Source organism: Actinomycetota bacterium, assembly GCA_005774595.1.
GTDB lineage: Bacteria > Actinomycetota > Coriobacteriia > Anaerosomatales > D1FN1-002 > D1FN1-002.
Genome location: VAUM01000007.1, coordinates 1 through 10,519 on the forward strand (window position 1 = coordinate 1; position 10,519 = coordinate 10,519).

A 10,519-nucleotide genomic window follows, 5' to 3' on the forward strand; every position below is an offset into this window, starting at 1 on the left:
GGCCAACGCGCTGCCGGGTCGAGGTGCTCGCCGGTCGTCAGCGCGTTGGCCGGTGCATCCGCGAAGTGGAACGGCATGAACACCACCCCCGGCCTCGTGCCCTCCACGATCCTCGCGGGCGCGCGCACGGTGCCTCGACGGCTCGTGATCTCGAGCATCTCGCCTTCACAGACACACAACCGCGCTGCGTCCTCGGGAGAGACCTCCGCGTAGCCGGTCGGGTTGAGCTCGGCCAGTCCCGGCGCTCGGCCGGTCATCGTGTTCGTGTGGAAGTTCCACAGGTGTCGCCCGGTGGAGAGCACGAACGGCATCCCCTCGTCGGGCTGCTCGGCGGCGGGTGCGTGGTCGACGGCCGCGAACGCGCCCTTGCCGCGCGTGAAGGACTCCGTGTGCAGGATCGGCGTGCCGGGGTGATCGGCGCTCGGGCAGGGCCACTGCAGGCCGCCCTCGGCGTCGAGCCGCTCGTAGGTCACACCGCCGTACTGTGGCGTGATCGCCGCCATCTCGGCCATCACCTCGTGGGCCTCGTACGGCTGCCAGCCGGCGCCGAGCGCACCTGCCACGCGCGTGACGATCTCGAGATCGGTCAGCGCCTCGCCTGGCGTGTCGACGACCTTGCGCACGCGCTGGATGCGCCGGTCGGTGTTGGTGAACGTGCCCTCCTTCTCGAGGAAGGCTGCGGCCGGCAGCACGACGTCGGCGTACTCGCACGTCTCGGTGAAGAAGATGTCGGCCACCACGAGGAAGTCGAGGGCGTCGAGGGCGTCGCGCACGTGCGCCTGGTCGGGGTCGGAGAGCACCGGGTTCTCGCCCATCACGTACATCGCGTGCAGGCGTCCGTCGGTCGCGGCGTCCATCATCTCCACGACGGTGAGGCCCGCCTCGGCGGGCAGCTCGAGCTCGCTCGCCCAGTACTCGGTGAAGCGGGCGACGTGCCCAGCGTCGGTCACGGGGTGGTATCCCGGCAGCACGTTCGGCAGGCAGGCGAGGTCGCAGGCGCCCTGCACGTTGTTCTGGCCGCGCAGCGGGTTCACGCCGGTGCCGGGGCGGCCGATGTTCCCGGTCAGCATCGCGAGGTTGGCCAGCGAGCGCACTTGCGCGGTGCCGGTGTCGTGCTGGGTGATGCCCATGCAGTAGACGATCGCCGCGCTCTCGGCCGAGCCGTACGCGAGCGCCGCATCGCGGATCTGCTCCAGCGGCGTGCCACAGGTCTCGGCGGCGGCCTCGAGGTCGTAGTCTTCCAGCAGCGCGCGGAGTTCCTCGAAGCCCTCGGTGCGCTCGGCGATGAACGCGTCGTCGGCCAGGCCCTCGTCGAGGATGATGCGCATCATGGCGTTGACCAGCGCGATGTTGGTGCCCGGCGCTACGCGCAGCCACTGCTCGGCGTGATCCACCAGCCGGATGCGACGCGGGTCGACAACGATGATCCTTGTCCCGCGCAGCGCGGCGCGCTTCAGCTCGATCCCGACGATGGGGTGTGCCTCGGTGGTGTTCGAGCCGACGACCAGGATGACGTCGGCAGCGCCCAGGTCGGCCACCGAGTTCGTCATCGCTCCGGACCCGAATGAGGCGGCCAGACCGGCCACCGTCGAGCTGTGTCAAAGACGGGCGCAGTGGTCGACGTTGTGCGTGCCGATCACCGCCCGCATGAGCTTCTGGAACAGGTAGTTCTCCTCGTTCGTGCACTTGGCGCTGGCCAGCCCGGCCACCGCATCCGCGCCGTGCCCGTCGCGCGCGTGGGCGAGGCCGGCCGCGACCTCGGCGAGCGCCTCGTCCCACGTGGCGGGCTTCAGCTCGCCGTCGCGACGCACGAGCGGCGTGGTCAGGCGCTCGGGCGAGTGCACGAAGCTCCAGCCGTAGCGGCCCTTCGCGCAGGTGTTGCCGCGATTGACGCCGCGGTCCAGCGGCGCCTCGGCGCCGATCACGTGACCGTCCTTGACGCGGTAGCCGATCGTGCAGCCCACGCCGCAGAAGCCGCAGGTGGAGTAGGTGACGCTCGACTCCCACGTGCGGCCCTGGTAGCGGCTCCTCTTGTCGGTCAGAGCGCCCACCGGACAGGTGGAGACGCACTGCCCGCAGAACTCGCAGCCGGCATGCAGCAGCGAGGCGGCGTACGGGGTGTTCGGGATCGCCTCGAAGCCGCGGTCGGTGTAGCCGTACACGTCGCAACCCTGCACCTCGTGGCAGATGCGCACGCAGCGCCCGCAGGAGATGCACTTGGTGTAGTCGCGCTCGATCAGCAGGTCGTCGTCGGCGCCCTCCCAGACGCGGTGGCGCTCGCCCGCATACGGCGATTCCTCGATGCCGTAGCGGTACGCGATGTCCTGCAGCGCGCAGGCGCCCGCCGAGTCGCACGAGAGGCAGCGCAGCTCGTGGTCGGAGATGATGAGCTCCACCACCGAGCGCCGCAGTTCCTCTATCTCATCATCCGAGGTGGTGACGACCATCCCGTCGGCCGCCGCGGTGGTGCACGCGGTGGGGAAGCCGCGCATCCCCTCGACCTTGACCAAGCACAGGCGGCATCCGCCGTACGGCTCGAGGCGCGGGTCGTGGCACAAGGTCGGGATGTCGATGCCCTCCTCCCGGCAGACCTCGAGCACGGTCATCCCGGCGCGCGCCGAGACCTCGCGGCCGTCGACGGTCAGCGTGATCGCACCCGCAGGTGTCGTGGTCTCAGCCACTCGGCGTCTCCGCTACTCCCAGCCCCGGGCGCGCTTCTGGCGCACCTCGCCCTCGACCAGCACGCAGTCGATGAGCTCCTTGGCGAACGCCGCGATGTCTGAGACCGACAGGATGCCCACCGGCACGCCGTTCTCCACCACCGGCAGGCGCCGCACCGCGAGCTCGCGCTGCATCTTCACAGCGACGCTGAGCTCCATGTCCGGCTCGAGCGGCACGAACTCGTCGAACATCACCTCGCGCACCTCGACCTGCTTGGGATCGCGCCCGTCGGCCACGGCGGTGTGGGTGATCTGGCGGTCCGTCACCATCCCGATCAGCTTGTCATCCTCGGTGACCAGCACGGATCCGACCTTCTGGTCGCGCATCTTGGCCGCCGCCTCGGCGACCGTCGCATCGCCTGAGATCGAGACCACCCTCGGCGTCATCAGGTCACGCACCTTCATGGCCGTCTCCCTCGCTCCTAGACCTTGCTGATCGCGTCGAACGGGCAGTGCTCGGCGCAGGCGCCGCACTTGATGCAGCGGTCCTGGCTGATGTCGTGGGGTTCCTTGACCTTGCCCCAGATGGCGCCGACCGGGCAGTGCTTCTTGCACACCGCACAGCCCTTGCACAGCTCGGCGTCGATGACGTAGCGGGACAGCTCCTTGCAGCTTCCCGCGCGGCAGCGCTTCTCGCGGATGTGCTCCTCGTACTCCTCGCGGAAGTAGCGGATGGTGGTCAGCACCGGGTTGGGCGCCGTTCCTCCGAGGGCGCACAGCGACGCGCGTTGCACGTCGCGCGCGAGGCGCTCGAGCTTCTCGATGTCGCCGTCGGCGCCGCGCCCCTCGGTGATCCGAGTGACGAGCTCGAGCATGCGCTTGGTGCCGATGCGGCACGGCACGCACTTGCCGCAACTCTCGTCCTGCGTGAACGAGAGGAAGTAGCGGGCGAAGTCCACCATGCACGTGTGCTCGTCGACCACGACCATGCCGCCCGAGCCCACGATGGCGCCCACCGAAGCCAGCGCGCCGTACTCGATCGGCGTGTCGAACAACTCGACGGGCAGGCACCCGCCGGACGGCCCGCCGATCTGGACCGCCTTGACCGTGCAGCCCTCCTGCCCGCCGCCGCCGATGTCGAAGACCAGCTCGCGCACGGTCATGCCCATGGGCACCTCGACAAGGCCGGAGTAGCGCACCTTGCCGGTGAGCGCGAAGACCTTCGTCCCGCGGCTGTCGCTCGTGCCGAGTGCGGCGTACTCCTCAGCGCCGTGCATGGCGATCCAGGAGACGTTGGCGAGCGTCTCGACGTTGTTGATGCAGGTCGGCTTGCCCCACAGCCCGCTGGTGGCGGGGAACGGCGGGCGCACGCGCGGCATGCCGCGGTCGCCCGCGATCGAGGCCATGAGCGCGGTCTCCTCGCCGCACACGAACGCCCCCGCGCCCTCCTTGATCCGCACGTCGAAGCCGAACCCGCTGCCGAGGATGTCTTCGCCCAGGAACCCGCGCTCGCGCGCAGACTCGATGGCGCGGCGCAGGCGCCGGACCGCGAGCGGGTACTCGGCACGCACGTACACGTAGCCCTCGTGGGCGCCGATCGCGTAGGCCGCCACGGCCATGCCCTCGAGCACGCTGTGCGGGTCGCCCTCGATGACGCTGCGGTCCATGAACGCGCCGGGGTCGCCCTCATCGGCGTTGCAGATGACGTACTTGACCTCTCCCGGCGCCGCGCGCGTGAACAGCCACTTCTGGCCGGTGAGGAAGCCCGCGCCGCCGCGGCCGCGCAGGCCCGAGGCCTTCATCTCCTCCACGAGCGCGTCGGGCTCGAAGGTTGCGAGCACGCGCTTCAGGCCCTCGTACGCGCCGAGTGCGAGCGCGTCGTCGATGTCCTCGGGATCGACGTGTCCGCACCGGCCCAGCACCAGGCGATGCTGGGCGGCGTTGAACGGCACGTCGGCGTAGGCCGTGATGGGCTCGCCGGTCTCGGGCGAGCGGAAGAGGAATCCGTCGACGACCAGCTCGCCGGTCGCGGCGACGTGCTCGATGATCGCGGTCGCCATCTCCTCGGTAACGAGCGGGTAGAACACGTCGTTCTCGCCCACGATGACGATCGGGCCGCGCTCGCACAGGCCGTGGCAGCCGGTGCGCACGACGCGGACGCGGTCGGCGATGCCGGCGTGGTCGGCCGCGACCTCGAAGCGCTCGGCCACCGCGAGCGAGCCCTGCATCGCGCAACCCGACCCGGTGCAGACGCGGATCGTGACGATGCCCTCGCCGGCGAGGACCTCGACGGGCGCGCGGGCGGTCACGGCGCGGGCTCCTCGGCGGGGGCATCGTCGCCGGTGGTCTCGACGGCGCTCTCGGCGGAGGGCGGTACCTCGCCGCGGGCGATGGCAGCCTCGTCGCGCAGGCGCATCGCGATGCGGCGGGCCTCGGAGATGTCGAGCATCCCGTAGGTGTCGTCGTCGACGAGCATGACCGGTGCCAAGCCGCAGCAGCCCACGCACGCCACCGACTCGAGCGTGAACGCCCTGTCCTCCGTCGTCTCGCCGATCTTGGCGCCGAGCTCCTCGGTGATGATGTGCGTGACCTCGGGCGCGCCGCGTACGTGGCAGGCGGTGCCGTGGCAGATGCGCACGATGCGCCTCCCACGCGGGCGCAGGTGGAATTGCGAGTAGAACGTGGCCACACCGTAGACGTGGGAGAGCGGCGTGCGGCGGGCCGCCGCGATCTCGCGCAGCGCCTCTCGCGGCAGGTAGCCGAACGCCTTCTGGACGTCTTGGAGGACCGCGATCAACGCGCCGGGGTCCTGCGCATGGCGCGCGAGGATGTCCGTGAGATCGAGTGTGTCGCTCTCACGCTCCTTGCAGCATGCCTTGCTCGTCCCGGTCCCGGTCACTCGCGCCTCTTCGTGGTCTTGGCTAGTCGAGGTAGGAGTCGCAGTAGAGGGTCTCGTTGCGCAGGACCGCCAGGGACTTCTCGACGGTCTCGTCCAGGGCCAGCGCCTCCGGAGCCGTGCGCGCCACACCCATCTGCAGGTCGTCGTTCGGGTCCATGATGGCCGCGTCGAGGCCGGCGGGCAGCAGCAGCGCGAGCAGCGCGGCGGCCAGCGGCGACTTCACGTGCTCCGGGCACCCATTGTAGATGTTGGAAAGGCCGACAACGCTCTTCAAGGGCGGGTCGTTGAGGTGCTTGAACATCGCGATCGCCTCGGTGGCTTCCATGGCCTGCTGCTGCGCCACCGCGACCGGCAACAGCAGCGGGTCGAGGTAGAGCCGGTCCAGCGGGATGTCGTACTCCATGAGCGCCATCATGATCACACTCGCGGACTCGACGCGCTCGGAAGCGTCGCGCGAGACGCCCTTCTCGGTCATGCACAGGCCGATGATCTCGGCCTCGTATGTCTTGGCCATCGGGAGGAACGTCTCGAGACGCGCGCGCTCGGCGGAGGTCGAGTTGATGATCGGCTGGAGCGTGCAGACCTTCAGACCCGACTCCATCGCCTCCGGATTCATGGTGTCGAGGCACAACCGGGTGTCGGGTACGGCCTCCTGCACGACCCCGACGACCCACTCCATCATCTCGGGGCCACCCTTGGTGGCCGGGCCGAGGTTGACGTCGAGCACGTCGGCGCCGCCCTCGACCTGCCGGACGGCCATCTCCCGCACGGGCCCGGCGTCGCGTTCGCGCATCGCGGTGCCGATGGTCTTGCTCATGATGTTGACTTTCTCACCGATGACCAGCATGTGTCTCTCCTCCGGGGTCAGTGGTCGCGGATGCGGTCCTCGAGGGCGCGCGCGATCGCACGCAGCGCCTGGGTGAACGTCTCGTCGGTCCCGTACGGGCTCGTGCCCTCGCGGTCGGCGGCGCGCACGCCCTCGCTCTCGGGCAGGGTACCTACGAGCGGCACGTCGCCGAGCGCGTCGCGCAGGTAGGCGACGTCGGCCTCCCCGCGCACCTTGTTGCCGACGGCGACGACGTCGCGCACTCCGATGTCGGCGGCCAACGCGCGGACGGTCTCGGCGGTCTGCACGCTGCGGCTGCCCGGCTCGACGACCACGACGAACACGTCGACAGAGTCCGCCGTGCCTCGGCCGAGGTGCTCGATGCCGGCCTCCATGTCGAGGATCGCGACATCGTCGCGCTGCACCAGCAAGTGGTGCATGAAGGCCTTGAGGAAGGTCCCCTCGGAGCACATGCAGCCCGTCCCGCCGCGCTCCACCGTCCCCATCTTGAGCAGCGTCACGCCATCGATCTCCATGCCGCAGGTCTCGACGACGTCGGAGACGTCGGGGTTCAGCCTGAACATACCGCCGGTGCCGGGGCGTGCGCCGGTGCGCTCCTCGATGAGGTCGTCCCAGTGCGAGAGCGGGACGCACGCCGCGTCGGTGGCGGCGTCGGCGCCGAGCGCCACGGCGAGGTTCGCGTCCGGGTCGGCGTCGATGGCCACGACATGGCGGCCCTCATCGGCCCACAGCCGAGCGAGACCGGAAGACAGCGTCGTCTTGCCCACGCCACCCTTGCCGGAGATGGCGATCTTCACGCGGGCACCTTTCGGGCAAGGCCGGCCTCGGCCAGCACGCGGGGCGCGAGGTGCTCGGCGCCGATGGCCATGATGTGCACGCCGTCGCACATGTCGCGCGCACCGCGGATGAAGCGCGCGGCGATCTCGACGCCGGTGGCCGCCGCGTCCTCGGAGGCGGCGAGCTCGGCGACGATCCGCTCGGGCACGGTGATGCCAGGGAGGTTGGCGTTCATGAACGACGCCATGCGAGCTGAGCGCAGCACGACGATGCCGGCGAGCACCTTGACATCGAAGCGGCGCGCGACCTCCATGAACCGCTCGAACGACGCGAGGTCGTAGACCGCCTGCGTCTGGAAGTAGCGGGCCCCCGCGGCGACCTTCTTCTCGAATCTGGCGAGCTGCGGGGCGAGCGGGACGGAGTCCGGGGTCACCACGGCCCCGGCGAAGAACCCCGGCGTACCGTGCAACGCCTTGTCCGCCATGTCGGCGCCCGCGTTCAGCGTCTGGATGACCCGGAGCAGCTGCACGGACTCGAGGTCGAAGACCGCTTTGGCGCCCGGGTGGTCACCCACACGCGTGTGGTCGCCGGTCAGTGCGAGCACGTTGGTGATGCCGAACGAGGCCGCACCGAGCAGGTCGGACTGGAGCGCGAGGCGGTTGCGGTCCCGGCAGGTGACCTGGTAGACGACCTCGTGGCCGGCCGTGGCGAGGTGCGCACACGCGGACAGCGTGCACAGGCGCATGACCGCTGCCTGGTTGTCGGTGACGTTCAACGCGTCCACGTGCGCGCGCAGCATCTCGGCGGTCGCGAGCATCTCAGCCACGTCGGTGCCCTTCGGTGGCCCGACCTCCGACGTGACGACGAACCGGCCGCTGCCGAAGGCGTCGCTCAGGCTCATGGCGCGCCGCCCGGTCCGGAGAGGTCGAGCCCGGCGAGCTTGCCCAAGGAGTCGTCCTTGGGCGGGTGCTCGCGCGCGAACATCTCGACGCGTCCCTGGGCCTCGAGCCGCTCGTGGATCTCGACCCAGGCGCACGGCCTGTCACCCAGCTCGCACTGCCCCTCGTTCACGCCACCGCAGGGGCCGTCCATGATGCCCTTTGCGCACCGGGTGACCGGGCAGATGCCGGCGGTGTCTCCGAGCACGCAAGTGCCGCACGCCGAGCACTCCGCCCGCCACGAGGCGAATCCCTGCGCGGCGCCGATGAAGAGCGTGTTCAGCGCGGGGTAGACGGGGACGTCCGACTCGGCGGCGAGCATCGCCACGCCTGCGCCGCAGCCGAGCGACAGGATCGCGTCGTACTCCTCGGCCTCCATCGCGTCGATGTACTCGGGCTCGCACTGGCGTTGCAGCACGCCGCCGATGAATCCGATGGTCATGCCGCGGCGCGATGTCGCGAGCCTGAGGCTCTGGATCATCGTCTCGACCTCGCGGTCGCCGCCCGCGAGCGCGACGGCGGCGCACGTGTTGCAGCCGAGCAGGAGCACGCGCGTGTGCCCCGCGAGCATGCGCACGATCTCGTCCAGCCGCTTGGGGCTCACGACGACCATGGCAGGTACTCACCTTCGAGCGGTTCGACAGGAACGACCTCGAACGCGTCCTCCATGCCGAGCTGTGACAGGCACTCGCGGATGCGCTCTGCGCGGAGCGCGACGAGTCCCTGCGCGTGAGGGAAGCGGCATGTCGCGGGGTCGCAGGCTGCGAACAGCACGCGCGCGGCGCCGGACTGGAGCGCTTCGAGCACGGTGCGCTCACTGACGCTCAGCAGGCAGGACTGCGTGAGCGTGCGGGCCTCCCGGCCGAGGTGCAGGAACCCGCCGGGCGCGCTCCCGCATCGGAAGGCGAGCGTCGTGTTGACGGTGTGACCCTCGAGGGCGCGGTGCATCCGGCGCGACATCTCCGCCTCGGAGGTGCCCTCGAGGCTGAGTGCCAGTGCTGGGCACTGCGACACGCAGGCGCCGCACGCGTGGCACGCGTCCAGGTCGAAGTAGAGGTAGCCGCCCGCCTGGATGCTCGGGACGTCGTGAGGGCACACGCGCACGCAGGTGAGGCATGCCGCGCACTTCTCGCGCGTGAGGCGCGCTCCCGTGGTACACGACAGGCAGCGCTGCGCCTCACGGGCGGCCTCGTACTGCGTGTAGCCGGACTCGACCTCGTCGAAGGTGCGACACGCGTCGTAGAACTCGAGCCGCTCCATCTGGATGCGGCGCTTCGGCTCCAACTTGTGCGCGACGTGCTCGGGCACCTTGTCGATCGCGACCGCGTCGGAATCGAGCGACAGCAGCGGACGGTCGTCACCGGTCAGGTCGCGGTAGATGACCGCCGATGCCCGATGCCCCTCGCCGATCGCGTCGATGACGCGGGTCGGGCCGCACACGCAGTCGCCGGCGATGTAGACGCGCTCGGTCCCGGCGCGCAGGGTGTGCACGTTGCGGAGCGGGACGCCGCGTTCCGTGAGCGGCACGCCGAGGTCGGCCATGTCGGCGGACTGCCCGACGGCGAAGATCACAGTGTCGGCCTCGATGATGGTCTCTTGTGACTCGTCGAACCTCGGCGCGAACCGCTTCTCGGCGTCGAAGACTGACGTGCACCGCACCATGCGCAGCCCGGTGACGGCCGTCTCGCCGAGCACCTCGCGAGGGCCCAGGGCCGGCTGTATCCGGATGCCCTCGTTCTCCGCCTCGTGGAGCTCGTGGGCGGACGCCGGCATCTCCTCGCGACTCTCGAGGCACACCATCGTGACCTCGCGCGCGTGCAGCCGGCGCGCCGTGCGCGCGACGTCGACGGCTACGTTGCCGCCGCCGACGACCACGACGCGCTCGCCCACCTGCGGACGCTCGCCGCTCGCGGCCGCCTCGAGGAAGGGGAGCGCGGCGAGCACCCCGGGGCGCTCGGCGCCGGGTATCGGCAGCACGCGGCTGCCCTGCAGACCGGTCGTCACGAGCACGGCGTCGTGGCGCGCGCACAGTTCGTCCATGGTGATGTCGCGCCCGACGCGCACGCCCGTGTGCACCTCGACGCCGTGTCCGACGATGAAGTCGACGTCGCGGTCGAGCGCCTCGTCGGGCAGACGGTAGCTCGGGATGCCGTAGCGCAGCATGCCGCCGAGCTTCGGCTTCGCCTCGTAGACGGTGACGTTGATGCCGAGCGTCGCGAGGTCGTACGCGGCGGTGAGGCCAGCCGGTCCTCCCCCGACGACGGCGACCTGTTCGGGCCTCATCCGCTTCGGTCGGCGCGGGGTCGGGTAGACCCCGTGGTCGGCCGCCGCGCGCTTCAGCGCCGCGATCGCCACCGGCTCGTCGAGCAGGCAGCGACGGCAACCATCCTCGCATGGC

Annotated in this window: 9 protein-coding genes and 1 pseudogene (1 of these 10 cut by a window edge); all 10 read right to left on the reverse strand. The window is 70.5% G+C overall.

Annotated features, from left to right (window positions below):
• Window positions 1-1,586: formate dehydrogenase subunit alpha (locus FDZ70_00775; protein TLM80404.1), on the reverse strand; the 1,586-nt coding region annotated here is incomplete at its 3' end.
• A 12-nt stretch (window positions 1,587-1,598) separates the two neighbouring features.
• On the reverse strand, window positions 1,599-2,681 hold the full coding sequence (locus FDZ70_00780; protein TLM80405.1) for a 2Fe-2S iron-sulfur cluster binding domain-containing protein: 1,083 nt from the start codon (window positions 2,679-2,681) through the stop codon (window positions 1,599-1,601).
• A gap of 12 nt (window positions 2,682-2,693) precedes the next feature.
• Window positions 2,694-3,125: a CBS domain-containing protein gene (locus FDZ70_00785; GenBank protein TLM80406.1), complete on the reverse strand. Its 432-nt coding sequence runs from the start codon at window positions 3,123-3,125 to the stop codon at window positions 2,694-2,696.
• A 17-nt stretch (window positions 3,126-3,142) separates the two neighbouring features.
• Window positions 3,143-4,927, reverse strand: a complete 1,785-nt coding sequence (locus tag FDZ70_00790; protein TLM80418.1) for an NADH-quinone oxidoreductase subunit NuoF — start codon at window positions 4,925-4,927, stop codon at window positions 3,143-3,145.
• Window positions 4,928-4,965: 38 nt separating this feature from the next.
• Window positions 4,966-5,490, reverse strand: coding sequence for an NADH-quinone oxidoreductase subunit NuoE (gene nuoE / locus FDZ70_00795; GenBank protein ID TLM80419.1), 525 nt, complete (start codon window positions 5,488-5,490; stop codon window positions 4,966-4,968).
• 91 nt (window positions 5,491-5,581) lie between these two features.
• Window positions 5,582-6,406 carry a dihydropteroate synthase DHPS gene (locus FDZ70_00800; protein TLM80407.1) on the reverse strand — a complete coding sequence of 275 codons (825 nt, stop codon included), beginning with the start codon at window positions 6,404-6,406 and terminating at the stop codon, window positions 5,582-5,584.
• Between the two features lie 17 nt (window positions 6,407-6,423).
• Window positions 6,424-7,203 (reverse strand): carbon monoxide dehydrogenase, encoded by a 780-nt coding sequence (locus tag FDZ70_00805; protein TLM80408.1) that lies wholly within the window; start codon window positions 7,201-7,203, stop codon window positions 6,424-6,426.
• Window positions 7,200-8,084 carry a 5,10-methylenetetrahydrofolate reductase gene (locus FDZ70_00810; protein TLM80409.1) on the reverse strand — a complete coding sequence of 295 codons (885 nt, stop codon included), beginning with the start codon at window positions 8,082-8,084 and terminating at the stop codon, window positions 7,200-7,202. Before FDZ70_00810 ends, FDZ70_00805 begins: the two co-directional genes overlap by 4 nt.
• The gene (locus FDZ70_00815; protein TLM80410.1) at window positions 8,081-8,734 is read right to left on the reverse strand and encodes a hypothetical protein; all 654 of its coding nucleotides are present in this window, start codon (window positions 8,732-8,734) and stop codon (window positions 8,081-8,083) included. The genes FDZ70_00810 and FDZ70_00815 overlap by 4 nt, the downstream gene beginning before the upstream one ends.
• Window positions 8,722-10,519 (reverse strand): annotated as a pseudogene (locus FDZ70_00820) (FAD-dependent oxidoreductase); it runs 221 nt beyond the window's last position. The gene FDZ70_00815 and the pseudogene FDZ70_00820 overlap by 13 nt, the downstream one beginning before the upstream one ends.

Excerpts from the sequence above, each read along its gene's own strand:
- FDZ70_00800 (TLM80407.1), bottom strand. The coding sequence starts at position 6,406 with ATGCTGGTCATCGGTGAGAAAGTCAACATCATGAGCAAGACCATCGGC.
- FDZ70_00815 (TLM80410.1), bottom strand. The coding sequence starts at position 8,734 with ATGGTCGTCGTGAGCCCCAAGCGGCTGGACGAGATCGTGCGCATGCTC.
- FDZ70_00785 (TLM80406.1), bottom strand. The coding sequence starts at position 3,125 with ATGAAGGTGCGTGACCTGATGACGCCGAGGGTGGTCTCGATCTCAGGC.
- FDZ70_00810 (TLM80409.1), bottom strand. The coding sequence starts at position 8,084 with ATGAGCCTGAGCGACGCCTTCGGCAGCGGCCGGTTCGTCGTCACGTCG.